We start from the raw sequence: 23375 nt of genomic DNA, 5'->3' as shown, positions 1-23375 counted from the left end.
AGCGTCTTTACATGCTGGATGCACGCGCCCACAGAGCCGTTTTACAGCTTTACGTTCAAGGACCTGCTCCACCAACGCCTTGGGTAGCAGACGCCCCATCAGTGGCAGCGCCAGGATGCAAAATCGGCTGTGAACGATAGAAACGGCGGGGCGACTCCTCCAGGCTATTGATGAGTCAGTGAGATACACGCGCAAAAAAAGGCCTGCACAATGGCAGGCCCTTGCAGCACCCTGGCGTATTACTGGATCTCGAGCGGCACGCTGGAAACCATCGGCGCGGTGGCTGCGCCCGGCACAGCGATCTCCACTGGCATGCCGTCTTCAGCAGCAACAACATCGCGCACCATGTCCCAGTTCATGCGCAGGTTATTGGCCAGATCCTGACGCTTGAGCAAGGCATTGATGACCGCAGTGTGCTTGTCGACCACCGAGGGGTTGCCCTTGTCATCCAGCGGCGTATGCGCCTCAAGATAAACCTTGCCCGCACTCATGCCGAACTTGTAAGGCTCATTGATGATGCGCACCGGAGTGCCAACCGGCACCATCTTCGACAGGGCCAGCACGTTGTTGTTGAGCATGCGGAAACACCCGTGACTGGTACGCATGCCAATCCCGAACTTCTTGTTGGAACCGTGAATCAGGTAACCCGGTACGCCCAGGGTGAACTTGAACGGCCCCAGTGGGTTGTCCGGCCCGGCCGGTACAATGCTCGGCAGAGGATCACCATCGGCCGCGTGCTCGGCCCGAATCGAAGCCGGTGGCGTCCAGGTCGGGTTTGGCGTCTTGGCAGTGATCTTGGTCTGTGCAATTGGCGAACCCCAACCTTCGCGACCAATACCCAGCGGGAAGGTATGCACCACATTCTGCCCTTTCGGGAAGTAGTACATACGGTACTCAGCCAGGTTGATCACGATACCCTCACGCGGACCTGGCGGCAGGACGTAACGGGTTGGCAGAACAATCTCGGTACCCACACCCGGCAGCCATGGGTCGACACCGGGGTTGGCAGCAACCATCTCCAGGTAACCCAGGTCATTGGCAGTGCCGATGTCGGCGAAGGTGTCTTCGTACTTGGCCTTGATAACCTGGACCTGGCCAACGACGTCTTCCCCGGGCGGCGGCAGAGGCAGCTCCAGGGCAGTGGCGGAACCTGTCGCCAGCACGGCGGCAATAGACAGGCAACGGGTGACGGCGGGAAAGCGCGACAACATCCGGAAAATCCTTCGCTAATTCAATAGGGGCAAGACAGCGATTGTACACCCGCCCCCGCCTGACCGGGAGACATCGGGGTGAACGGTTACGTGCGCATATGACAGGCAAATGCTGTCAGAGTTGCGGCCACACCGGCCGTGTGCCACGCCGCTGGGCATCGAGAATCGCCCGACATAGCGCACACAGACGCCGGTCACGGTAGATCGAACGCTCTACCCCGGACCACCGCGGCTGAGCAGGCAACAACGTACCGCACAAGGTACGGTCTGCCGAACACCCCAGCTCAAGTTGACGGGCCACCAGATGAACGCGGATCTCCTGGCAGGCGAACAGATCAAGCTGTTCGTCGGGCTCGATCAATTGATAGGCATACAGGGACCAGGCGGGACGCGGCATTGAGGGCTCCAAATCGGGGGCGCAACATTAGCCGAAAGCCGATCACTAGAAAAGCGTCAAAGCAGCGGTTTTATCACCGGCCAGGCATTATCCAGCAGCCGCTGCTGTGCTCCCTGTGCCGGATGCAGCCCATCGGCCTGCATCAGCTCGGGCACGCCGCCCACACCCTCGAGAAAAAACGGCACCAGAGGGACCTGTTTATCCTTGGCCAGATTGTCATAAACCCTGGCAAACGCTTCGGTGTAGCGAACGCCATAATTGGGTGGCAAGCGCATGCCCAGCAGAACCACCTTGGCGCCCGCAGCGCGGGAGCTGTCGATCATCGCAGCAAGGTTTTGTTGCAATTGCGCCGGCAACTGCCCGCGCAGGCCATCGTTGCCGCCCAACTCAAGCACCACCAGCGCGGGCTTGTGCTCTGCAAGCAGCGCTGGCAGGCGCGCCTGGCCCCCTGCACTGGTATCGCCACTGATTGACGCGTTAACCACCTGGCTGTCGAATCCCTCGGTTTTCAGGCGCGCCTGCAGCAACGACACCCACCCTTGACGGGTATCCAGGCCGAAACCCGCGCTGATACTATCCCCGACGATCAACACGGTACCCGCCGTGGCAAGCTGTGCCATGCACAGCAAGGCCAGACCGGCACTCAATATCCACACTCGCATCGGATTCTCCATGGGCCCCAGCATTCTCATTGCGCAGAACCTTAGCAAAGTGGTTCCCAGCGCGGAAGGCGATCTGACTATCCTGCATGAACTGTCGCTGGACCTGAAACAGGGCGACAGCCTGGCCATCGTTGGCGCCTCGGGTTCAGGCAAGTCGACCCTGCTCGGCCTGCTTGCCGGCCTTGACCTGCCCAGCGCCGGCTCTGTCACCCTGGCCGGGCATGATCTTGGCAGCCTGGACGAAGACCGACGCGCCCAGGTGCGTGCCGAACATGTCGGTTTTGTTTTCCAGTCGTTCCAGTTGCTGGACAGCCTGAGTGCACTGGAGAACGTCATGCTGCCCCTGGAGCTCGACGGCCGTCGCGACGCCCGCGAACACGCTCGCAGCCTCCTGGAACGGGTTGGCCTGGGCCAGCGCCTGAGCCATTCGCCACGCCAGCTTTCCGGGGGTGAGCAGCAGCGAGTGGCCATCGCCCGGGCCTTTGCCGCAGACCCTGCCGTGCTGTTTGCCGATGAACCGACAGGCAACCTCGATAGCCACACCGGCGAACGCATTAGCGACCTGTTGTTTGAACTGAACAAGGAACGTGGCACTACGCTGGTACTGGTCACCCACGACGAACGCCTGGCCAAACGCTGCCGTCGCCTGATCCACCTGGATGCCGGCCACCTGGTCACCCCCCTGGAGCCCTGATGGCACATCTGTCGTTTTTCCGTCTGCTGAGCCTGGCGTTCCGTCAGTTACTGCGTGATGCCCGTGCAGGCGAGCTGCGCGTGCTGTTCTTTGCCCTGGTCATTGCGGTGACCGCCAGCACCGCCATCGGCTACTTCGGCGCACGCCTGAACGGTGCCATGTTGCTACGCGCCACCGAGTTCCTGGGGGCCGACCTGGTGCTGCAAGGCAGCGCACCGGCGAGTACAGCGCAAATCAACGCCGGTATCGACCAAGGTCTCGAACATGCCCGTGTCGTTGAGTTTTCCAGTGTTATCGCTGCCGACAGCGGTATCCAGCTCTCCAGCGTCAAGGCAGTGGACAACAACTACCCGCTACGCGGCGAACTGCGCAGCGCGGCAGAGCCCTATGCCGCAGAAACACCCGGCACAGGTCCGGCACCGGGGGAGGCCTGGGTTGAGTCACGCCTGCTGGCAGCGCTGAACCTGAAAATCGGCGACAGCATTGACGTCGGCATGAAGAGCCTGCGCATGAGCCGGGTGCTGACCTACGAACCGGACCGCGCCGGCAACTTCTACAGCCTGACCCCCAGGGTACTGATCAACCTGGCCGACCTTGACGCTACCGGCGTGGTTCAGCCCGGCAGCCGGGTCACCTACCGCGACCTGTGGCGCGGCGTACCGGCCGCGCTGAGCGCTTATCAGCAGGCTATCAAACCGGCGCTGGCCGCCCACCAGCAACTGCTGAACTCACGTGACGGCAACCGCCAGATCGGCGGTGCGCTGGGCAAGGCCGAACGCTACCTGAACATGGCCAGCCTGGTGGCCGTACTCCTGGCAGGCGTGGCCGTGGCCCTGTCGGCCAGCCGTTTCGCCAGCCGGCGCTTCGATGCCAGCGCCCTGCTGCGCTGCCTGGGCCTTTCGCGGCGCCAGGCGCTCTCATTGTTCTGCCTGCAACTGGCAATACTTGGCGGCGCTGCGGCCCTCAGCGGCGCATTGCTGGGCTGGCTCGCCCAGTTTGGCCTGTTCCAGCTGCTCAAAGGCTTGCTGCCCAACGAGATTCCACCAGGCGGTATTGCCCCGGCACTGGCCGGCATTGCCACGGGGCTGGTGGCGCTGGCGGGCTTCGCCTTGCCTCCCCTTGCCGCCCTGGGCCGGGTTCCGCCGTTGCGCGTGTTGCGCCGCGACCTGCTGCCCGTCCCACCAAGCAGTTGGCTGGTGTATGGCGCAGCGCTGTTCGCCCTGGGCCTGATCATGTGGCGGCTGAGCCTGGACCTGTTGCTGACCTTTGCCCTGCTGGGCGGCGGCCTGATCGCTGCCCTGCTGCTCGGCGGCCTGTTGCTGCTTGGCTTGCGCAGCCTGCGTCGCCTGCTGGCCAACGCACCGCTGGCCTGGCGCCTGGGCCTCGGTCAACTGCTGCGCCATCCGCTGGGCGCGGCGGGCCAGTCACTGGCCTTCGGCCTGATCCTCCTGGCCATGGCGCTGATCGCCCTGCTGCGCGGCGAACTGCTCGACACTTGGCAAAACCAGTTGCCCAAAGACGCGCCGAACTACTTTGCCTTGAACATCCTGCCGGATGACAAAGCTGACTTCGCTCACCGCCTGAGCGAGTTCTCCGCCCAAGCAGCACCGCTGTACCCGGTGATTCCCGGCCGCCTGACACACATCAACGGCCAAGCGGTGCAGCAAATCGTCAGCAAGGACTCTACCGGCGATCGCGCCATCCAGCGTGACCTGAGCCTGACCTGGGCAGCCGATCTGCCACAGGGCAACGCCCTCGTTTCCGGTCAGTGGTGGCAGGCCACGCCCCCGGCAGACGCCCTGCCCGGTGTCTCAGTTGAAGCCGATCTGGCCACCAGCCTTAAGCTCAAGCTCGGTGACCACCTGACGTTCAGCATTGGCGGCATGGAACGCGAGGCGCTGGTCAGCAGCCTGCGCACCGTCAACTGGGACAGCTTCCAGCCCAACTTCTACATGATCTTCCAGCCCGGCACCCTGCAAAACCTGCCGACCACCTACCTGACCAGCTTCTACCTGGCGCCTGGCAATGACGCGCAACTCGTGGCCCTGTCCCGCGCCTTTCCGGCGGTGACCATCCTTCAGGTCGACGCCTTGCTCAATCAACTGCGCAGCATCCTTGGCCAGGTGACCCTGGCGGTGGAGTACGTGCTGTTGTTTGTTCTGGCTGCGGGGTTGGCAGTGCTGTTCGCCGGCCTGCAGGCGACACTCGACGAACGCATTCACCAAGGTGCACTGCTGCGGGCACTGGGGGCCGGTCGCCGCTTGCTGACCAAGACCCGACGTATCGAGTTCGGCTTGCTCGGTGCTGCCAGCGGCCTGCTTGCCGCACTCGGCACTGAACTGATCAGCCTGCTGCTGTACCACTATGCCTTTGACTTGAAATGGAGCCCGCATCCCTGGCTGCTGGTACTACCGGTACTGGGCGCTTTGCTGATTGGTAGCGCCGGGGTATACGGCACGCGCCGTGCGCTGAATGCCAGCCCACTGACCGTGCTGCGCGAGGGCTGATAGACTCGCGATGCTCATATCAACAGACCGCTACCTATACCAGGCAATCACCAAGAGACACCCTGCCCCATGAGTCGTTATCGCCCACCGCGCACTGCCGGCACCGCTCTGATCACGCCTGAAGGCGAAGCACGCATGCGCGCTGAGCTACATGAACTGTGGCACGTGCGCCGCCCCCAGGTCACCCAGTCCGTGAGCGAGGCGGCAGCGCAAGGCGACCGTTCGGAAAACGCGGAGTACACCTACGGCAAGAAAATGCTGCGCGAAATTGACAGCCGTGTCCGCTTCCTGACCAAACGGTTGGAGAACCTGAAGGTTGTCAGTGAGCGCCCCAGCGACCCGAACAAAGTGTATTTCGGCGCCTGGGTCACCATCGAGAACGAGGACGGGGAGCAGTCACGATACCGTATCGTCGGCCCGGACGAACTGGACCTGAAACTGGGCCTGATCAGCATCGACTCACCGCTGGCCCGAGCCCTGATCGGCAAGGCGCTGGACGCCGAAGTACGGGTGCAGACACCCACAGGTGAGCAACTCGTTTACATCGTCGAAATCGACTACCCCTGAACACCAGCGCCGCACCTTGAGGTCACGGCGCGGACAAAGGCGGGTCAGGCGCGGGTAATCAGGCCTTGGCGAGCAATACGGGTCAAATGGCCGATGACCTCTGCGGCCTCTTCAGCCGAGGGCGACTGCACCACTGCCAAATCGAAACGGTCATTAGCGAAGCTGCTCAGTGCAACGTTGTGGGCGGCAAACTGGATCAGGAAGGCCGTAGCGCGGCCTTTGCGGCGTGGCCAGCCATCGAGGTAACGCAGGAGTGTCGGTTGATGCTGGCCACCCAGCAGGATACGTGGCGTACGCGCCGCTTGGCTGGCAGGAAGAGGGCTTAGGCAAACACTGGTACGTGGGCAACTCATGGAGTATTTCTCCGCCTCGCAGATCCCGCTGGGCTGCGGTGGGAGGCGTCACCGAACCAGCGTTTTAGCGGTATTCGGTCACCCATCAGGGAGTGTCCTGCGCCCCGCAAGTAGCTGTTTAAATCGGCGCAAGTCAGCATCCTAGAGAAGCGGCGGGCGGGCTGTCAACACACTCAGAAACAAAAAACCTATGAAGCAGGCATGCCTGCTGTGGCATCGGCGGGGTGCCAAGGCGTTCAAGACAGCTGCATCGTCGGCAAGCCAACAGGGATCCGCGCAGAACACGATCAGGCATTGTTGAAAATCTTTGATTTGTTGTTATTTTTCAGCATTTTTCAGGCATATAAAGCCAATACCCCGAGGTAGGACCATGCAACTCATCGACATCGGCGTCAACCTGACCAACCCGAGCTTTGCCGGCCAGCAGGCGGCATTGCTTGAGCGTGCCCAAGCCGCCGGTGTATGTCAGATGCTGGTGACAGGTACCAGCCTGGCAGGTAGCGAACAGGCACTGGAGCTGTGCCAGCAACTTGATGAACCGGGCCTGCGCTTGTTCAGTACCGCCGGTATCCACCCACACGACGCCAGCAGTTGGACAACAGACAGTGCACGGCAACTGCGCGCACTGCTGGAGCAACCACGGGTACGTGCCGTGGGTGAATGCGGGCTGGACTTCAACCGCGACTTCTCTCCGCGCCCACAACAGGAAAAAGTCCTGGAGGAACACCTGAGCCTGGCAGTTGAGCTACAGATGCCCGTGTTCCTGCACGAACGCGATGCCAGCGAGCGTCTGCTGCAGATCCTCAAGGATTTCCGCGATCGCCTGCCTGCCGCCGTGGTGCATTGCTTCACCGGTGAGCGCACCGCGCTGTTCGGCTACCTTGACCTGGACCTGCATATCGGGATCACCGGCTGGATCTGTGACGAGCGCCGAGGCACCCACCTCCATCCACTGATGAGCAGCATTCCCCGCGGGCGACTGATGCTGGAAAGCGATGCCCCGTACCTGCTACCGCGCAGCCTGCGGCCCAAGCCGAAGAGCGGTCGCAACGAGCCGGCCTTTCTGCCCGAAGTGCTCAATGAAGTGGCGCGTCATCGCGGCGAAACCCCGGAGCAATTGGCCGCCCATACCACCGACTGCGCCCGGGCCTTCTTCAACCTGCCAGAGATTGCTTGACGCATATCAAGACTTACCCGTAAAAGCGAAGGCAAAATGATGGCACCTTGCCAAAAATATTTCCGCTCAATCAGAGAAGACCTACCATGGGTGCCTGGCTTAGCAATATCTCCCTGAAGTACAAATTCTGGGCCGTCAACGCTGTCGCCTTCGTCACAACATTGTTTCTGGTGCTGTATGCCGTGCATCTGGAACAACAGGCCCGGGCCGAGGAAGCCCAGAACAAGGCTCAGGTGGAGGCTCGCCTGCTGGCCACCTGGCCCGCCGGTCAGCCTTTGCCCCAGGACCATCGTTATCTGAGCATCAGTGCCGGGCAAACCCCGAGCTTCAATGGTGGAGCCCTACCCGCCCTGAGCGCTGCACAAGGCTGGGTCGAGCTGAACCGTTTCCCAGTGCTGGGTGACAACCCACTGATTGGCGCCCAGGTCATCAGCCGCGACGGTCAACAGGTCGCCGTGCTGGCCCAGGCCCCGAGTCTGATTCAAGTGTTCAGCGACCGCTTCGCCAACTATGCCGTGTGCGTACTGATCCTGATGCTGGCCATGCTCTGCGCCTCGCAACTGCTGATCCGGTTCCTGCTAAGCCAGCTCAACACACTCAAGGACGTGATGCTCCACGTGGAGAAAACCGGTGATCTTTCGGCCCGGGTACCCCTGGCCTGCGGTGACGAGGTCGGGCAGATGGCTTCGGCATTCAACGCCATGCAGACCACCTACCACCGTGTCGTCAACACCGTCGCGCGCACGGCAGCGCAGCTTGACTCCGGCGCCGCACGCCTGGCCACGAGCATGAGCGAGGTACGCCACGGCATGCTCGGCCAGCAAAGTGAAACCGACCAGGCCGCGACAGCGATCAACGAGATGTCCGCCACCGTGTACCACATCGCTCAGCATGCCGGCGCCACACGCGACCTGTCGCAGACTGCCGACACCCTCGCAGGCAGCGGCCAGGAAGTGGTCAGCCGGGTACAAACCTCGATCGCCGGGCTGTCCAGTGGCGTGCAGCAGACCGCTGAGATGATCCACCAGCTTGCCGAAGACAGCCAGAAGATCAACGGTGTGGTGAGCGTGATCCACAGCATCGCCGAACAAACCAACCTGCTGGCCCTCAACGCGGCCATTGAGGCCGCACGTGCTGGCGACCTGGGCCGTGGCTTCGCGGTGGTCGCCGACGAAGTGCGCAATCTGGCCAAGCGCGTACAAACCTCCACCGACGAGATCACCACCATGGTCGCCGCCTTGCAGGCCGGCACCCGCGATGCCGTGGATTTCATGCAGGAAAGCTCGTACAAGGCCGACGATTGCGTCAAGCAAGCGCAAGAAGCCGGTGAAGCCCTGGCCGAAATCACCAGTGCCGTGGCACAGATGCGTGAAAGCAACACCCAGATTGCTGTCGCGGCTGAACAGCAAAGCCAGGTGGCCGAAGAAATGAACCGCGCGGTGGTCAGTATTCGCGACGTGACCGAAGAAACCGTGCAGCAGACCGTCGACTCGGCCACCACCAGTAGCGAACTGGCGACCCTGGCCGGCGAATTGAGCAAAGCCATCGGCCAGCTCAAGCTATAACCTCAATAGAGAGGTCGCATTGGCCCCCCTTCGGGGGCCAAACTATTCTTCAGGTATGACGTAACTGCCTGAGGAGCCTTGCGATGAGCAAACGCCTACCCAACGTGCACGCCTGGCAATGGCGACACTACCACCACCATCCAACCAAACTGGCGCTCCACCTGATTGCCGTGCCGCTGTTCATCCTTGGCACGCTGATGGTGCTGGCCGGCCTGTTCAATGTGGACCTGGGCGTGCTGGCCGTGGGAGTGATCGCCCTCCTCGCCGCGCTTGCCTTGCAACGCCAGGGCACCGCCATTGACGCCAGGCAAAGCGACTCAGGCCATGGCAATTGATCGGCTTAGCGACGTCCCATGTCAGCCAGCAGTTTCGCCAGGCTCTGGTCGGCGCGGATCTCTGCGTCACGTAACTGGTTCTGCCAGTGCGTGACGCAGGGCGCCAGGTCGCCTTGCTGTTCGGCCTGTGACAACCACTGTACCAGGTCGTGCCAGTCGCCCAGATCGCCCTGTACGCCCTTGAGTTGCCGCTGAAGCCGATCACTCAGGCACTCCAGCTGCGGATAGGCCTCGGCACCATAGCGCACCCGCTTGATCAACAAGCGCAAGCGATGACGATCATGGTCAGGGTCATTGAGCGCCTTGTGCACGTCTTTCCATTGCCCCCGCAAACGCTTGTCGATGCGCTGGCTCAAGCGGCGAATCAGCTTCTGACGCTGCGCGGCACGTAAAAACATCGGAAACGCATCAATGATCGCCTGCACACGCTGCAGCTCAGCACTGACAGCTACCTGTGCGAACACCTCGCCCTCTTTCTCCAGGCGCCGCTGGGCAGCAGCATACTGACCACGCTCCAGCAGTTGAGCGGCCAGTACCTCGCGGTCGCGCAACGGGGTTGTCAGCTCGCCCAGTTTGCCAGCGGCATGCTCCAGCTGATCAACCCCGGGCAAGCCCCGCAGGGGTCTTAGCAGGCTACGCAGACGCCGTACACTGATGCGCAAATCATGCAACGCCTCGCTGTCGGTATTGGCCTCAAGGCGCGCCTGACAGGCCATCAAGCGAACCTGCAGGCTCAGCATCTGGACGATTACATGATCAAGCATTGCCGCCATGTCCTACTCCTGAGGGGGTCAACGTCCAGCGCGGGATTCACGGATATAGAAGCGGGCTTTCTCGGCTTTGTTGGTACAGCCGTCAAATGCCTCGAACTGTTGCTGGGTCTTGGCACCGGTCAACAGTGACAAAGCCTTAGAGTAGCTTACCGTGCCGGCAAAGCCTTCGGCCTTGGCCAGGTCGAGCTCTTTCCAGGCTGCGTCGAGCTGGGTGGCACAACTGTCGCGATAGGCCGTTTTACCGGCACAACCGCTCAGGGCCAGGGCAATCAGCGGCAGGGTAATCCAAGCTTTCATCAGCAATACCTCAACAAAAAGAAATCAAGTTGGAGACTTCGACGGCACAGCTGTACAAAAGTGCCGCGCTCAGCCTATCGCAGCGCATCTATCGATTGAAGCACAGCTACGATTAGGTGCATTGTTAGACCATTGACGGTCGAATGCCGCCCAGGAGCAACCATGAGTAAACGTGTAGCACTGGTGTTAGGGTCGGGTGGTGCTCGAGGTTATGCACATATCGGCGTCATCGAGGAAATCGAGCGTCGCGGTTACGATATCGCCTGCATTGCCGGCTGCTCCATGGGCGCGGTGGTTGGCGGCATCTATGCAGCGGGCAAGCTCGATGAATACCGTAACTGGATTGAAAGCCTGGACTACCTGGATGTGCTGCGTCTGGTGGATGTGAGCTTCCGTCTCGGGGCGATTCGGGGCGAAAAGGTGTTCGGCCAAATCCGCAAGATCGTCGGAGAGATCAACATCGAAGAATTGCGGATCCCCTACACCGCCGTCGCTGCTGACCTGACCAACCAGCAGGAAATCTGGTTTCAGGAAGGCTGCCTGCACCAGGCGATGCGTGCTTCGGCGGCAATTCCCAGTTTGTTCACACCTGTCGTGCAAGGCAACCGCATGCTGGTCGACGGCGGCATCCTCAATCCGTTGCCGATCATACCCGTGGTGTCGAGCCACTGCGACCTGATCATAGCGGTCAACCTCAATGCAACCAACCAGAAACACTACCAGTTACCGATCATTGAGCGCCCCCCTGCCTTCAAAATGCGCTTTGACCACCTGATCAGTTCGCTGGGTTCGCACCTGCCATTTCGGCGTAAACAGGCCGAGCACCTGATGCAACTGGATCAGGAAATCAGCCCGATCACACCAGCCCCCAACCCTTGGCTCAGCGAAGCCGCCGACCCTGAAGCGCAGCAACCGGCAGCCGCTCCAGAAATCGATGGCGCACCGAAATCCGCCAGCGGCTCCTTCATCATCGATAACGTTGGGCCCGCATCGCTGCTGGACCTGATCAACCAGAGCTTCGAGGTGATGCAGACGTCGTTGGCGCAATACAAAATCGCCGGTTACCCGCCGGATGTACTGATCAACGTTCCGAAACGGGTCTGCCGCTTCTTCGAGTTCTACAAGGCACCGGAGCTGATTGCGCTGGGACGGCAGATCGCCAGCGATACCCTGGACAACTATGAAGGGGAGCGGCGCTAAGCGCGGCTGGCACCTACAAAACCCAGGCGCTCATATCCCGTCTGGACCAATCAATCGATAGCCCACGCCGGGCTCTGTCACGATAAACCGCGGCGAGGTGGGGTCGTCACCCAGCTTCTGCCGTACATGAGCAACCACGATCCGCAGGTAGTGGCTGTCATCGACGTGGGTTGGTCCCCAGATGTCCTTGAGCAGTTGCTGCTGGGTAATCACCCGCCCCGGATGGCTGGCCAACTGCGCCAACAGCGCATACTCCTTACGCGTCAATGCCACTTCTACACCGTCGAGGGTCACCCGACGAAACGCGAGGTCAACGGTCAACGGCCCGAAACAAGGCGCCGATTCCTGGGCTACCGACCGTGGCACCTGACGCAGCAGCGCGCGAACCCGCGCCAGGAACTCCTGGATACCAAAGGGTTTGGTGACATAGTCATTGGCACCCGCATCCAGCGCCTCGACCTTCTGCACTTCGCTGGCCCGTACCGACAACACCAGCACCGGCACCTGGCTCCATTCGCGCAACTCGCGCAGTACGTGCTGCCCATCCATGTCCGGGAGCCCGAGGTCAAGTACCACCAGGTCCGGGCGGGTCAATGCCGCCTGGCTCAGCCCTTCGCTACCCGTCGCAGCCTCCACTACCTTGTAGCCTTGGGAGCTGAGACTGATGCGCAGAAATTTACGAATCTGTGGTTCGTCGTCGATGACCAGCAAGGTCGCGGTCTGGGTCATGGCGTGTCGCTGTCCAGTTCAGGTTGGGCCGGGAGCGGCAAGCATAGAGTGATACAGGTGCCCTGGCCATCAATGCCCTCGGCAACCCTTATATGCCCACCGTGGGCGCCGATCATGCCCTGGCAGATCGCCAGGCCAAGGCCGGTGCCCTGCCCGCCACGATCCCCCCGGGCGGCGGTATAGAACATGTCGAAAATCCGTTCACGTTCATTCGGTGGAATACCGGGGCCTTGGTCGCTGACAGCAAAACACAGCATCTTTTCCTCGACCGTTACACACAGTTCGAGTCGCCCGTGAGGGGGTGAAAAGCGTGCGGCGTTTTCCAGTACGTTGATCAGCGCCTGTTCGATCAGTGCCGCATGAACGTACAACAAGGGCAGGTCCGGCGGAACTTCAGCACGCAACTGAAACGGCGCCAGCACCACGCGCAGGCGGTTCAAGGCACTGCCGACGATGTCTGCCGGAGCGACCCAATCGCGGGCCAGCGTCAGCCCGCCGTGGCCCAGCCGGGTCATGTCCAACAGGTTCTGGATGTAACGGTCCAGCCGCTCGGCTTCGTCGCGGGTGCCTTCAAGCAACTCACGACGATCTTCCAGAGGGATGGCCTCGCCCAGTGCCAGCAAGCTGTCGATGCTGCCTCGCATGGCGGTGAGCGGGGTACGCAGGTCGTGGGAGACCGAGGCAAGCAAGGCGCTGCGCAGCTGCTCGGTCTCACCGTGCAGACGCGCCGCTTCCAGCTCATCGGCCAAGCGAGCACGCGCCAGCGCCTGCGCCAGTGGCTGGCTCAGGGCCTTGAGCATACGTCGTCGCTGCGGCGTCAGCGTATACCCCTCACGTGGACGTACGCCAAGCAAGGCCAACGGCCCCTCCTCTGCAGACAACGGCCACCACCACCAACGCCCATTGGGCAAGGTGTCGCTGCCAAGCCCGGCAGCCTGATCGTGCTGCCAGGCCCAATCGGCAGCGGCACGTTCATTGTCGCTGAACTGCAATGCACCTCCGCTGGCCACCCGCAGGGCGCCTTCGGCATCACGATCGAGCAGGCACACCTGCAAATCGTGCGGGCTGTCCAGGTACTGACCGGCAGCAGTGAACACCGCTTGGCGATCAGTCGCTGCCGTCAATTTACGCGACAGGCCGAGCAACTGGTTGGTCTGTTCCTGGGTCTCACGCAGCGCCTGTAGCTGCCGACGCTGACGGGCAGCCAGGTTGCCGGTCAAGGCCGCCATCAACAGGAAAAACAATGAGGTCAGGACATCCTCTTCACGTTGGATGCTGAAGGAGAATGTCGGCGGGATGAACAAGAAGTCATAGCTCAGAAACGACAGCACGGCGCAGGCCAGAGCAGGCCCCAGGCTGCTGCGTACTGCCACCAGCAGCACGGCGGCAAGAAACACCAACGAGATGTTCGGCAACGCCAATACACTGGCGACCGCCCAGGCCAGGCCGCTCGCCAACACCGTGGCCAGTAGCGCCAACAGGTAATGCCGCCAGACCCACTCCCCCCGCACAGGCAACCGCACAGGTTCGGGCTGGGTATCCCGGTTGAGCACGTTGACTTCCAGGCCATGGGCTTCGCGCAACAGCCGTGCAGCCACCCCGGCACCAAACAGGCGACGGCGCAGCCGATCACGCGACTGCCCGACTAGCACCAGGCTGGCCCGGCGCTCGGCCGCATGCTGGATCAAGGCATTGGCCACCTCGCCGGCGCGCAGCACCACCACCTCGCCCCCCAGGCGCTCGGCCAACCGCTGAGCAGCCTGCAGACGCTGACGGGCTGTTTCATCGCGCAAGCGGCCATTGTCGACATGCACCAGGCTCCAGGGCAGGTGCCGACGCTGCGCAACGCGACTGGCATGACGCACCAGCCGCTCAGCCTGCGCATCGCCATCGACACCGACCAACAACCGCCCACGCAACGCCGGCGCATCCTGCCCCAGTTTGCGGTAACCGTGTGCCAGATCGGCATCGACCTGGGCGGCAGCCGTCTGCATGGCCAGCTCGCGCAACGCGGTAAGGTTGGTCTGGGTGAAGAAGGCATCGATGGCCGCGCGGGCCTGCTCCGGCACATACACCTTGCCCTCGCGCAAGCGCTCCAGCAGCTCACGCGGCGGCAGGTCGATCAGTACCAGTTCAAAGGCTTCCTGCAGCACCCAGTCCGGCAGCGTCTCGCGCACCTGCACACCGGTGATGCCACGCACGTGGTCATTCAAGCTTTCCAGATGCTGCACGTTGACCGTGGTGTAGACGTCGATGCCAGCCGCCAACAGCTCCTGCACATCCTGCCAGCGCTTGGCGTGACGGCTGCCCGGCGCATTGCTGTGGGCCAGCTCATCCACCAGCACCAGTTGCGGAGCGGCCTTGAGCAGGCCGTCCAGGTCCATTTCCTCAAGCACTACACCACGGTATTCCGAGCGCACACGCGGCTGCTGGGGCAACCCGCCAAGCAACGCTTCAGTTTCGGCACGACCATGGGTTTCGACCACCGCCGCCACCACCTTGACCCCATGACGCAGCTGGGCGTGTGCGGCTTGCAACATTGCATAGGTCTTACCCACCCCGGGTGCAGCCCCCAGGAACACCTTCAGTCGGCCACGACCGTCACGCGGCAGTTCGGCCAACAACGCATCGGCGCGTTCGGAATCACTCATGGTTACGGCTTGTCCTTATTTCGACGCAGGTGCCAGTCGGTCCAGCGCCATATTGAGGGCCAGGATATTGACCACCGGCGGGCCAACCAGCGGCTGCAGGGTGAACTGCTCGACCAGACCTTGCAAGGCCTGCACCGAAACCTGCCGCGCCGCTGCCACCTTAGGCACTTGATAAGCCACTGCCGCCGGTGGCAGGTGCGGGTCCAGGCCGCTACCGGAGGTGGTCAGCAATGCCAGGGGCACGGGCCCCTGCTGTGCCGTGAAGACACGTGCAGCCGCCTCGCTCACACGGGTAGCCAGTGCCGGGTTGCTCGGCGCCAGGTTGCTGGCGCCACTGGCCACGGTGGCGTAATCCGCCGCCGAAGGTCGTGACTGGAACCAGGCATCACCCTGGAACGCCTGGGCAATCTGCAATGAACCGCGCACCTGCCCCTGATCGTCGCGCAGCAAACTGCCATTGGCCTGCTCGGGGAAAACCACCTGGGCGACACCGGTGACCACCAGTGGGTAAACCGCGCCGGTGATCAGCGTCATCAACAGCATCAGGCTCAAGGCCGGACGTACTAGCGTAGTCATGTTCAATTCCTCGGTTCAGACCAGTTGCAACGCATTGAGCAGCAGGTCGATCAACTTGATCCCGGCAAACGGCACGATCAGCCCGCCCAGCCCATAAATCAGCAGGTTGCGCCGCAACAAGTGAGCGGCACTGGCAGCCTTCACCCGCACCCCTCGCAGAGCCAGCGGAATCAGCACGACAATGATCAAGGCGTTGAAGACAATCGCCGACAGGATTGCGCTCTGTGGGCTGGCCAGTTGCATCAGGTTCAGCACCCCCAACTGCGGATAGATGGCAGCAAACAGGGCCGGAAGAATGGCGAAGTACTTGGCCACATCGTTGGCAATCGAGAAGGTGGTCAACGCCCCACGGGTGACCAGCAGCTCCTTGCCCACCTGCACCACATCCAGCAGCTTGGTCGGGTCACTGTCCAGGTCGACCATGTTGGCGGCTTCGCGCGCGGCCTGGGTGCCGTCATTCATGGCCATGCCAACATCTGCCTGTGCCAGTGCCGGTGCGTCGTTGGCACCGTCGCCACACATGGCGACCAGGCGCCCGTCATTCTGCTCCTGACGAATGCGCGCCAGCTTTTTCTCTGGTGTGGCTTCAGCCAGTACATCATCCACCCCGGCTTCAGCAGCGATTGCTGCAGCGGTCAGGGGGTTATCGCCCGTGACCATCACCGTGCGGATGCCCAACTGGCGCAGCTCGGCGAAACGCTCACGAATACCTGGCTTCACCACATCCTTGAGGTGGATGACGCCGAGCAGACGCTTGTCCATGCAAACCAGAAGCGGCGTGCCGCCGCTCTGGGCGATCTTGTCGACTTCCTTGGACAGCGCAACAGGCATCTCCAGACGCTGCATACCGACGAACGCCAGCACCGAGTCCACTGCACCCTTGCGGTAACGGCGTTGCTGGTAATCAACCCCCGACAAGCGTGTCTCGGCGCTGAACGGCACCACGGTCATCGCGTTGGCTTGCGGCTCGCTGAAGTCGTGCAACTGCCGCAGGTATTCGACGATCGATTTACCTTCAGCGGTGTCATCGGCCAACGAAGCGAGCAAGGCGCCTTCGCCCAGTTCACGAGCGCTCACCCCTGGCGCGGCATGCAGGGCACTGCAACGACGGTTGCCGAAGGTGATGGTGCCGGTCTTGTCGAGCATCAACACATGCACATCACCGGCGGCCTCCACTGCACGCCCGGAGCGGGCAATCACGTTCAGCCGCACCAGGCGATCCATGCCGGCGATACCGATGGCCGAGAGCAAGCCGCCAATGGTGGTCGGGATCAGGGTCACCAGCAGCGCCACCAGGAACACCAACGGAATCGCACCGCCGGCAAAATAGGCGAACGGCTGCAGGGTCACCACGACCACCAGGAAGATCAGGGTCAAGCCGATCAGCAGGATGTCCAGCGCGATCTCGTTGGGCGTCTTCTGCCGTTTGGCACCTTCGACCAAGGCAATCATTCGGTCCAGGGTCGACTCACCGGGGTTGCTGGTGATCTTGATCAACAACCAGTCAGAGACCAGCCGGGTGTTGCCGGTAACTGCCGAGCGGTCGCCGCCCGACTCACGAATCACCGGCGCAGACTCACCGGTAATGGCTGCTTCGTTGACAGCGGCGATACCTTCAAGCACCTCGCCGTCACCAGGGATCATCTCACCGGCCAGCACCTTGACCACATCACCCTTTCGCAGCGCCGTGGCCGGTATCACTTCATAGCTGCCAGCGGCGTTACGACGCCGGCAACTGAGGCCCTGGCTACCCGCCTTGAGGCTGTCGGCGCGCGCTTTGCCACGTCCCTCGGCCAACGCTTCGGCAAAGTTGGCGAAAAGCACGGTGAACCACAGCCACAGGGCGATTTGCAGCGCCACATGGGTCGGCACAGCGCTGTCGGGCAACAGGCAGAGCACGGTGGTGAAAACCGCCGTCAGCTCGACCACCAGCATCACCGGCGCACGTTTCAACTGGCGCGGATCAAGTTTGACGAACGCCTGCACCAGGGCTGGCCGCCACAGCGCAGCAAAAGTCGTCCGAGCCTGTTCGGCCGGCACCGCATTCACATCAGGAATCGGCATGTTCATGATTCGCTCCTTAGAAGCCCAGGCTCAGGTGTTCAGCGACCGGGCCCAAGGCCAGGGCCGGCAGGAAGGTCAGGCCACCGATCAACAGGATGGTGACCAACAGCAAGGTGACAAACAGCGGACCATGGGTCGGAAAGCTGTTCTGCCCTACCGGCGCGGTTTTCTTGAGCGCCAGGCTGCCGGCCAGGGCCAGTACCGGGAGAATGTAGCCAAAGCGGCCAATCAGCATGCCCAGGCCGAGCATCACGTTGTGGAACGTGGTATTCGCACCCAGCCCAGCGAAGGCAGAACCGTTGTTGGCACTGGCCGAGGTGTAGGCATACAGCAGTTGGCTGAAGCCATGAGCACCCGGGTTGCTCACCGCGCCTGCAGGGCCAGGCAAGCTGGTTGCCAGCGCACCCAGCACCAGTACCCCGAGTGGCATCACCAGCAAGGTTGCTACCAGCAATTGCACTTCACGCGCCTGCAGTTTCTTGCCCAGGTACTCCGGTGTGCGGCCAATCATCAGGCCCGCCAGAAACACAGCGATCAACACGTTCAGCAGCATGCCGTAGAGCCCGGCACCCACACCGCCAAAAATCACCTCGCCCACCATCATGTTGACCATCGCCACCATGCCGCTGATTGGGTTGAGGCTGTCGTGCATGTTGTTCACTGAGCCATTGGACGCCGCTGTAGTGGTGACCGTCCACAGCACGCTACCGGTGGTGCCGAAGCGGCTTTCCTTGCCTTCAAGCGGTGCCGTCTGTTCGACCTGAGGGTTGCTCAATGCCGGGTTGGCCTGGTACTCGGACCACAGCGCAGTCGACCCACCGATCAGGAACAGCGCCAGCATGCAGGCGATGATCGCCCGGCTCTGGCGCAGGTCTTTGACGTAATGGCCAAAGGTGAAAACCAGGGCCACCGGGATGAGGATGATTGAAGACACCTCGAAGAGGTTGCTCCAGGCACTCGGGTTCTCGAATGGATGCGCCGAGTTGACCCCGAAGAAGCCGCCGCCGTTGGTACCCAGCTGCTTGATTGCGATCTGGCTGGCGGCCGGCCCCAGCGGAATAAGCTGGTCGACGCCTTGCAGGGTGAGCGCTTTGACGTAGTCGCTGAAGGTTTGCGGCACGCCCTGCCAAACCAGCAACAACGCCAGTACCAGACACAGCGGCAGCAAGCCATAGAGGGTTGCACGGGTCATGTCGACCCAGAAATTACCCACCGTGCTCGCCGAGCGTCGGGCAATGCCACGGCACAGCGCGACCAGCACGGCAAGGCCCGTCGCGGCACTGACAAAGTTCTGCACGGTCATGCCAAGCATCTGGCTCAGGTAGCTGACTGACGCCTCACCGCTGTAGGACTGCCAGTTGGTGTTGGTCATGAAACTGACTGCAGTGTTGAATGCCAACGACCACTCTTGTCCCGGCAAATGCTGCGGGTTGAGCGGCAGGTAACCTTGCAGCAGCAGTACACCGAACACCATCAGGAAACCAGCCAGGTTGAACGCCAGCAAGGCCAGCGCGTACTTCTGCCAGCTCTGCTCGCGGCCCGGATCGACACCTGCGATGCGATAACAACCCCGCTCCACTGGCCCCAGAATCGGCGTCAGCCAGGTACGCTGCCCTTCCATCACCTTGTAATAGAAACGGCCCAGCCAAGGTGCCGGCAACAAGACGATGGCGAAAAATGCCAACAGCAACGCGTAATCGTAACTGTGCATGGCCACTCCTAGCCCCTGTCCGCGCGCAACAGCGCGGCCATCAGATAAACCCACAACGCCACTGCCAGCAGCAGTGACACCCCGTCCAGAATGCTCATCACAACTCTCCGTCTCGCAGCACAGTGCCGCTGACGGTCATTGTCGGAAGAGAGGCTGTAAAGGAACGAGAGCGAGTGCCCGATGAAGGCATAAAGAGTGCGTAAAGATCACCGGCGGTGCTGCAGCGGGTCAGGCGCGCGGCTGGTCCGGCTTGCTGTGCACCCAGTCCAGCAGCAGGCTGTAGGCCACCGCAAGCAGGGTTGGGCCAATGAACAGGCCGATGAAACCGAACGCCAACAGACCGCCAAACACACCGAGCAGGACAATCACCAGCGGCAGGTCACCGCCACGGCTGATCAGATAGGGTTTGAGCACGTTGTCGACGCCACTGATGATGAACGTGCCCCACATGCCCAGGAACACCGCCATACCGTATTCCCCCTTCCAGACCAGCCACGCGGTGGCGGGTATCCAGGCCAGTGGTGGGCCCATGGGGATAAGGCTGAGCATGAAGGTAATGATGCCCAACACCAGCGCACCCGGTACGCCTGCAATCAAGAATCCGATCAATGCCAGCAACGCCTGGGCCGCCGCCGTGCCGATCACACCATTGACCACACGCTGCACGGTGCCGGCAATCAGGTCGAGGTAGTAGCCGGCACGCTCACCGATCAGGCGGCCCAGCAAGCTCAAGACAAACGCCGCAAGACGCGGCCCGTCACGGTAGAAAAAGAACACGAACACCAGGCTCAGGGCAATTTCGAGCATACCGCTGCCAATCTGGGCACTGCGCGCCAGCAGCCAGTTCCCGACCTGACCGAAGTACGGCTTGAGATTGGCCAGCATGGCCACACCCTGCTGGTCGACAGCGACCCAGACACCCACCAGGCGTCCGCCGATCAATGGAATACTGCCCAACCAGCTCGGCGCATCAGGCAGGCCGTCAACCTGTACGTCTCGAATGAACGCCGTAGCATCGCGAACGTGGTCCACCAGGTTGAACCCCAGCCAGACCAGCGGCAAGGCCACCAGTAAAATCCACAGCGAGGTCAGGAACGCCGCTGCCAGGGTCTCTCGGTCCCCCAGCAGCCGCGTCAACAGGCGCATCAACGGCCAGCTGGCATACGCCAGGATCGCCCCCCAGAGCAACGCAGAGAAAAATGGCGCCATGACCCACAGGCCAGCCCCAAGCAATCCGAGCAGGAGGATCTGTACCAGCAGGCGGTCGTTACTCAGCATGATGTTCCCTGATCAGCGAATCAATTCAACGTGCAGGCCGCTTGCGCTGCCCTGACCAACTTCCAGCCGCGCCGCGCGCACACCGGTCTTGATCAACTGTTCGCGCCAGGCTTCAGCCTGGGCGCCAGCCAGTGTGACACGCAGGGTGCTGTCCAGGTTGAAACTTCGCCCAAGCAGGACAACCCAGTCTGCTGGCGGCTCCCCCTCAAGGTCGGGATAGTCCAGCTTGCCGGTACTGCGCAGTTCACGTAGCACCGTTGCCGGGGTTGGCAAAACGTCCGCCAGGGGCGCATTGGCAACAAACTGCTCGGCATGCAGGTAGGCCCGCTTGTTCCCACGTGTGATGCCGTACAAGGCGATCAAGGTATCCTGTGCTGGCGCAGCCAGGCGCAGGAGCACAAAGGCTTGCTGCTCGTCGGAGCCATAGAGCCGCGCGTTGCCGAACACCTCATTGGCCCACAGGTTGCTCTCACCGCAGTCACGCGCCTCACACCAGAACAGCGCATAGCCGCCCTCTGCCTGCAAGGCTTCTCGCGCTTGAGTGAACGCCTCGCTGGCGGTCCGCTCGACGGGCAGCTGCCAGGTCACCGAGCTGAGTTGGCCTCGGCCCTCAATCTTGTTCTCCATGCGCAATTGGCCGCTGATCTTGCGCAGGGCGCCCAGCGGGTAGACGCGTTCCAGTTCCGTTGCTGCGTGTTGATCAACGGCTTTGGCATCCGTTGGCACCGGCAGCTCAGCGGCAACCAGCGGCCAGGCAACGAGCAAGGCCAGAGCGGAAACAGCAGATTTCAGGCTCGTCATCATATTCATCGGCACGCCACGCCCTGAAGGGCGCCGCGAGGTGAGGCAGTGTCACACGTGGTCATGGTTGTCTCCCTGTTCAACCCGCCAAGCCTCGACAGTTGCCTGCTACAAGTCAAGGAATGGCAAAGAAGCGATTGAAACAGTCTGCGACAAGGGACGCACCCGCCTCATCGTTCAGGTGCAGGTGGTGGCCACCCGGCAGTTGTTTCTGTTCAAAGGGTAGCTGCTCAAGCAAGGCAGTGTGCCGCACCAACATACCGTCGGCGGCCACGATCAATTGTGCAGGGCATGCGATGCGGCGCACAAAGCTCTGCGCTTGCTCATCGCTCAAGCGTAGCGCTGAAGGTAACGTCAGGCGACTGTCGCTGCGCCAGGTAAAACCACCCGGGACGGCCTCCAACCCTCGCTGGGCGAGCAGCCCTGCCGCTTCGCGACTCACCGCCACCACGCCCTTCATGCGCGCCTCAACGGCCTGCTCCAGTGCCGCATACACCGGTTTGGGCTTCTTGCCGTGGCGCAGTTGCGCCTGCAGGGCCATGCCCATGCGCTCGGCAGTGTCTTCAACCCCTGCGGTCGGCGGAACAACGCCATCAATCAGGGCCAGACGAGCGATACGTTCAGGCACGGCCCCCGCCAGCACCACTGAGACAATCGCCCCCAAGGAGTGCCCCATCAGGGAAAAGCGCTCCCAGCCCAAATGTTCGGCGACCTTCAACACATCGAAGGCATAGTCCCACAAGGCATAGCTGGCCCCTGGCGGGCGGTGCCCGGACAAACCGTGCCCGGCCAGGTCCAGCGCAACGATACGCACCCCAGTCAGCTTCGGTGCCAGCCGTACAAAGCTGTTGGAATTATCCAACCAGCCATGCAACGCAATCACCGGGCGTCCATCGGCCGGGCCAAACAGCTGCGCCGCCAACTCGACATGCCCCAGGTTCAGACGCCCCTGTTCGATTGGGCCGGTCATACGCTGTGCTCCTGCCAGCGGTCGAACAGCCCCTTGAGCAGGCTGGCGGTGTCGGTCGGTCGCTCCAGTGGAAACATGTGCCCGCCCGGCACACTGTGAAACTCGCCGCGCGGCATGCGACGAACCGCATAGGCATGATGACGCTTGATCACTCGGCTATGACTGCCCCGCACCATTGCCAGCGGGATCGAAACCTGGCGGACTTGCCCTGGGCTGATATGGGGCAAGCTACGGTAGATGCTGATTTCGGTGGCCGGATCGAAGCGCAGGCGCAACGCGTCGTCCGCCTCCTGCAGCCCATGTTGCACATAGGCGTCGAGGCAGTCGGGGTCGAAGTTGCGAAACAGGCTCTTGCCTGTGAAGTAGGCCCGTGCGGTTTCTCGATCCGGAAACGCCTCACGTCGGCCCAGCGTACGCCCGGCCGGGGTAAGGCGATCAATAAAACCAAAGCGCTTGGCCGTGCGAATCAGCCACTCATCAGCGCGCGTCAGCACCGGTGAGTCCAGCATCACCACGCCGCGGTAGAACTGTGGGCAGCGCATTGCCGCATGCAGGTGCAGAACCCCGCCCAGGGAGTGCCCGACACCCCAGACCGGCGCAGGCTGTTGTTGCAGATGGTGGATCAACTCGTCGACCAGGCTCTGCCAGTTATCGTTGACCGGGAAGCGCGGGTCGTGGGCATGCTGAGGCAGGTGGCTGACCTGATAGTCCGGCGCCAGCGCAGCGAATAGCTTGCCGTAGGTGGCCGAGGGGAAACCATTGGCATGAGCGAAGAAGATCTGCTGCGACATGGCCGCCTGTCCGAGAGGAGTAATGGCGTCATTGTCCGCGCCGACTCGGCGCGGGGCAATGTCCGG

The 23375-nt window shown here is 62.2% G+C and carries 22 protein-coding genes and 1 pseudogene; 7 read left to right on the top strand and 16 right to left on the bottom strand.

Going from position 1 to position 23375, the window contains the following annotated elements; translation table 11 throughout:
• Nucleotides 1–239 precede the first annotated feature (239 nt).
• The 3 genes from ACZ9H3_RS00720 to ACZ9H3_RS00710 all read right to left on the bottom strand — a co-directional run bounded on the left by ACZ9H3_RS00720 (nucleotide 240) and on the right by ACZ9H3_RS00710 (nucleotide 2270).
• The gene (locus ACZ9H3_RS00720; protein WP_102052584.1) at nucleotides 240–1211 is read right to left on the bottom strand and encodes a L,D-transpeptidase family protein; all 972 of its coding nucleotides are present in this window, start codon (nucleotides 1209–1211) and stop codon (nucleotides 240–242) included.
• 115 nt (nucleotides 1212–1326) lie between these two features.
• Entirely contained in the window at nucleotides 1327–1608 is a 282-nt protein-coding gene (locus ACZ9H3_RS00715) for a hypothetical protein (RefSeq protein ID WP_476218999.1), read from the bottom strand.
• A gap of 56 nt (nucleotides 1609–1664) precedes the next feature.
• On the bottom strand, nucleotides 1665–2270 hold the full coding sequence (locus ACZ9H3_RS00710) for an arylesterase (protein ID WP_099774038.1): 606 nt from the start codon (nucleotides 2268–2270) through the stop codon (nucleotides 1665–1667).
• A 10-nt stretch (nucleotides 2271–2280) separates the two neighbouring features.
• On the opposite strand from ACZ9H3_RS00710, the gene ACZ9H3_RS00705 reads away from it, so the two are divergent.
• The 3 genes from ACZ9H3_RS00705 (at nucleotide 2281) to greB (ending at nucleotide 6038) form a co-directional block, all read left to right on the top strand.
• A complete protein-coding gene (locus tag ACZ9H3_RS00705) occupies nucleotides 2281–2964 on the top strand; it encodes an ABC transporter ATP-binding protein (protein ID WP_099774037.1) in 684 nt (227 codons plus the stop codon).
• Entirely contained in the window at nucleotides 2964–5471 is a 2508-nt protein-coding gene (locus ACZ9H3_RS00700; protein ID WP_099774036.1) for an ABC transporter permease, read from the top strand. Before ACZ9H3_RS00705 ends, ACZ9H3_RS00700 begins: the two co-directional genes overlap by 1 nt.
• Before the next feature lie 69 nt (nucleotides 5472–5540).
• The gene (gene greB / locus ACZ9H3_RS00695; protein ID WP_409277821.1) at nucleotides 5541–6038 is read left to right on the top strand and encodes a transcription elongation factor GreB; all 498 of its coding nucleotides are present in this window, start codon (nucleotides 5541–5543) and stop codon (nucleotides 6036–6038) included.
• A gap of 44 nt (nucleotides 6039–6082) precedes the next feature.
• Here greB and ACZ9H3_RS00690 read toward each other — a convergent pair whose 3' ends face one another.
• Nucleotides 6083–6391, bottom strand: a complete 309-nt coding sequence (locus ACZ9H3_RS00690; protein ID WP_476218994.1) for a hypothetical protein — start codon at nucleotides 6389–6391, stop codon at nucleotides 6083–6085.
• 370 nt (nucleotides 6392–6761) lie between these two features.
• Here ACZ9H3_RS00690 and ACZ9H3_RS00685 point away from each other — a divergent pair, with 370 nt between their 5' ends.
• The 3 genes and pseudogenes from ACZ9H3_RS00685 to ACZ9H3_RS00675 all read left to right on the top strand — a co-directional run.
• Nucleotides 6762–7568, top strand: a complete 807-nt coding sequence (locus tag ACZ9H3_RS00685) for a TatD family hydrolase (protein WP_099774034.1) — start codon at nucleotides 6762–6764, stop codon at nucleotides 7566–7568.
• A gap of 86 nt (nucleotides 7569–7654) precedes the next feature.
• Nucleotides 7655–9133, top strand: a complete 1479-nt coding sequence (locus ACZ9H3_RS00680) for a methyl-accepting chemotaxis protein (protein ID WP_476218992.1) — start codon at nucleotides 7655–7657, stop codon at nucleotides 9131–9133.
• A gap of 83 nt (nucleotides 9134–9216) precedes the next feature.
• Nucleotides 9217–9450, top strand: a pseudogene (locus tag ACZ9H3_RS00675) (terminase); the annotation flags it as partial.
• Between the two features lie 23 nt (nucleotides 9451–9473).
• On the opposite strand, the gene ACZ9H3_RS00670 reads toward ACZ9H3_RS00675, so the two are convergent.
• The gene (locus ACZ9H3_RS00670) at nucleotides 9474–10241 is read right to left on the bottom strand and encodes a CHAD domain-containing protein (protein WP_476218991.1); all 768 of its coding nucleotides are present in this window, start codon (nucleotides 10239–10241) and stop codon (nucleotides 9474–9476) included.
• A gap of 18 nt (nucleotides 10242–10259) precedes the next feature.
• Nucleotides 10260–10538: a hypothetical protein gene (locus tag ACZ9H3_RS00665; RefSeq protein WP_099774032.1), complete on the bottom strand. Its 279-nt coding sequence runs from the start codon at nucleotides 10536–10538 to the stop codon at nucleotides 10260–10262.
• Nucleotides 10539–10700: 162 nt separating this feature from the next.
• On the opposite strand from ACZ9H3_RS00665, the gene ACZ9H3_RS00660 reads away from it, so the two are divergent.
• Nucleotides 10701–11738 carry a patatin-like phospholipase family protein gene (locus ACZ9H3_RS00660; protein WP_065759420.1) on the top strand — a complete coding sequence of 346 codons (1038 nt, stop codon included), beginning with the start codon at nucleotides 10701–10703 and terminating at the stop codon, nucleotides 11736–11738.
• Between the two features lie 30 nt (nucleotides 11739–11768).
• Here ACZ9H3_RS00660 and ACZ9H3_RS00655 read toward each other — a convergent pair whose 3' ends face one another.
• The 10 genes from ACZ9H3_RS00655 to ACZ9H3_RS00610 form a co-directional block, all read right to left on the bottom strand.
• Entirely contained in the window at nucleotides 11769–12467 is a 699-nt protein-coding gene (locus ACZ9H3_RS00655; RefSeq protein ID WP_065759421.1) for a response regulator, read from the bottom strand.
• Nucleotides 12464–15118, bottom strand: coding sequence for a sensor histidine kinase (locus ACZ9H3_RS00650; RefSeq protein ID WP_102052589.1), 2655 nt, complete (start codon nucleotides 15116–15118; stop codon nucleotides 12464–12466). The genes ACZ9H3_RS00655 and ACZ9H3_RS00650 overlap by 4 nt, the downstream gene beginning before the upstream one ends.
• A 15-nt stretch (nucleotides 15119–15133) precedes the next feature.
• Nucleotides 15134–15694: a potassium-transporting ATPase subunit KdpC gene (kdpC, locus tag ACZ9H3_RS00645; protein WP_099774030.1), complete on the bottom strand. Its 561-nt coding sequence runs from the start codon at nucleotides 15692–15694 to the stop codon at nucleotides 15134–15136.
• Between the two features lie 15 nt (nucleotides 15695–15709).
• Complete coding sequence (gene kdpB / locus ACZ9H3_RS00640) at nucleotides 15710–17764, bottom strand: potassium-transporting ATPase subunit KdpB (RefSeq protein ID WP_102052590.1); 2055 nt, start codon at nucleotides 17762–17764, stop codon at nucleotides 15710–15712.
• Nucleotides 17765–17774: 10 nt separating this feature from the next.
• Nucleotides 17775–19469, bottom strand: coding sequence for a potassium-transporting ATPase subunit KdpA (gene kdpA, locus ACZ9H3_RS00635; protein ID WP_102052591.1), 1695 nt, complete (start codon nucleotides 19467–19469; stop codon nucleotides 17775–17777).
• An 8-nt stretch (nucleotides 19470–19477) separates the two neighbouring features.
• Nucleotides 19478–19567, bottom strand: a complete 90-nt coding sequence (gene kdpF, locus ACZ9H3_RS00630) for a K(+)-transporting ATPase subunit F (RefSeq protein ID WP_065759426.1) — start codon at nucleotides 19565–19567, stop codon at nucleotides 19478–19480.
• Between the two features lie 130 nt (nucleotides 19568–19697).
• Nucleotides 19698–20747, bottom strand: coding sequence for an AI-2E family transporter (locus ACZ9H3_RS00625; RefSeq protein WP_102052592.1), 1050 nt, complete (start codon nucleotides 20745–20747; stop codon nucleotides 19698–19700).
• A 12-nt stretch (nucleotides 20748–20759) separates the two neighbouring features.
• Nucleotides 20760–21548: a DUF4892 domain-containing protein gene (locus ACZ9H3_RS00620; RefSeq protein ID WP_476222662.1), complete on the bottom strand. Its 789-nt coding sequence runs from the start codon at nucleotides 21546–21548 to the stop codon at nucleotides 20760–20762.
• Between the two features lie 115 nt (nucleotides 21549–21663).
• On the bottom strand, nucleotides 21664–22518 hold the full coding sequence (locus tag ACZ9H3_RS00615) for an alpha/beta hydrolase (RefSeq protein WP_476218984.1): 855 nt from the start codon (nucleotides 22516–22518) through the stop codon (nucleotides 21664–21666).
• Nucleotides 22515–23309: an alpha/beta fold hydrolase gene (locus ACZ9H3_RS00610; protein WP_099774025.1), complete on the bottom strand. Its 795-nt coding sequence runs from the start codon at nucleotides 23307–23309 to the stop codon at nucleotides 22515–22517. Before ACZ9H3_RS00610 ends, ACZ9H3_RS00615 begins: the two co-directional genes overlap by 4 nt.
• Nucleotides 23310–23375: the final 66 nt, after the last annotated feature.

This window comes from Pseudomonas sp. TE3910 (genome assembly GCF_056279025.1).
Note: the sequence above shows the minus strand (reverse complement) of the source record. Positions and strands in the feature narration are given on the sequence as shown.

Coding starts and splice junctions, on each gene's coding strand:
- ACZ9H3_RS00655 (WP_065759421.1), bottom strand. CDS start 12,467: ATGACCCAGACCGCGACCTTGCTGGTCATCGACGACGAACCACAGATT.
- ACZ9H3_RS00715 (WP_476218999.1), bottom strand. CDS start 1,608: ATGCCGCGTCCCGCCTGGTCCCTGTATGCCTATCAATTGATCGAGCCC.
- ACZ9H3_RS00710 (WP_099774038.1), bottom strand. CDS start 2,270: ATGCGAGTGTGGATATTGAGTGCCGGTCTGGCCTTGCTGTGCATGGCA.
- kdpA (WP_102052591.1), bottom strand. CDS start 19,469: ATGCACAGTTACGATTACGCGTTGCTGTTGGCATTTTTCGCCATCGTC.
- ACZ9H3_RS00625 (WP_102052592.1), bottom strand. CDS start 20,747: ATGCTGAGTAACGACCGCCTGCTGGTACAGATCCTCCTGCTCGGATTG.
- ACZ9H3_RS00670 (WP_476218991.1), bottom strand. CDS start 10,241: ATGGCGGCAATGCTTGATCATGTAATCGTCCAGATGCTGAGCCTGCAG.
- greB (WP_409277821.1), top strand. CDS start 5,541: ATGAGTCGTTATCGCCCACCGCGCACTGCCGGCACCGCTCTGATCACG.
- ACZ9H3_RS00690 (WP_476218994.1), bottom strand. CDS start 6,391: ATGAGTTGCCCACGTACCAGTGTTTGCCTAAGCCCTCTTCCTGCCAGC.
- ACZ9H3_RS00610 (WP_099774025.1), bottom strand. CDS start 23,309: ATGTCGCAGCAGATCTTCTTCGCTCATGCCAATGGTTTCCCCTCGGCC.
- ACZ9H3_RS00700 (WP_099774036.1), top strand. CDS start 2,964: ATGGCACATCTGTCGTTTTTCCGTCTGCTGAGCCTGGCGTTCCGTCAG.
- ACZ9H3_RS00660 (WP_065759420.1), top strand. CDS start 10,701: ATGAGTAAACGTGTAGCACTGGTGTTAGGGTCGGGTGGTGCTCGAGGT.
- ACZ9H3_RS00650 (WP_102052589.1), bottom strand. CDS start 15,118: ATGAGTGATTCCGAACGCGCCGATGCGTTGTTGGCCGAACTGCCGCGT.
- ACZ9H3_RS00615 (WP_476218984.1), bottom strand. CDS start 22,518: ATGACCGGCCCAATCGAACAGGGGCGTCTGAACCTGGGGCATGTCGAG.
- kdpC (WP_099774030.1), bottom strand. CDS start 15,694: ATGACTACGCTAGTACGTCCGGCCTTGAGCCTGATGCTGTTGATGACG.
- kdpB (WP_102052590.1), bottom strand. CDS start 17,764: ATGAACATGCCGATTCCTGATGTGAATGCGGTGCCGGCCGAACAGGCT.
- ACZ9H3_RS00680 (WP_476218992.1), top strand. CDS start 7,655: ATGGGTGCCTGGCTTAGCAATATCTCCCTGAAGTACAAATTCTGGGCC.
- ACZ9H3_RS00685 (WP_099774034.1), top strand. CDS start 6,762: ATGCAACTCATCGACATCGGCGTCAACCTGACCAACCCGAGCTTTGCC.
- ACZ9H3_RS00705 (WP_099774037.1), top strand. CDS start 2,281: ATGGGCCCCAGCATTCTCATTGCGCAGAACCTTAGCAAAGTGGTTCCC.
- kdpF (WP_065759426.1), bottom strand. CDS start 19,567: ATGAGCATTCTGGACGGGGTGTCACTGCTGCTGGCAGTGGCGTTGTGG.
- ACZ9H3_RS00620 (WP_476222662.1), bottom strand. CDS start 21,548: ATGACGAGCCTGAAATCTGCTGTTTCCGCTCTGGCCTTGCTCGTTGCC.
- ACZ9H3_RS00720 (WP_102052584.1), bottom strand. CDS start 1,211: ATGTTGTCGCGCTTTCCCGCCGTCACCCGTTGCCTGTCTATTGCCGCC.
- ACZ9H3_RS00665 (WP_099774032.1), bottom strand. CDS start 10,538: ATGAAAGCTTGGATTACCCTGCCGCTGATTGCCCTGGCCCTGAGCGGT.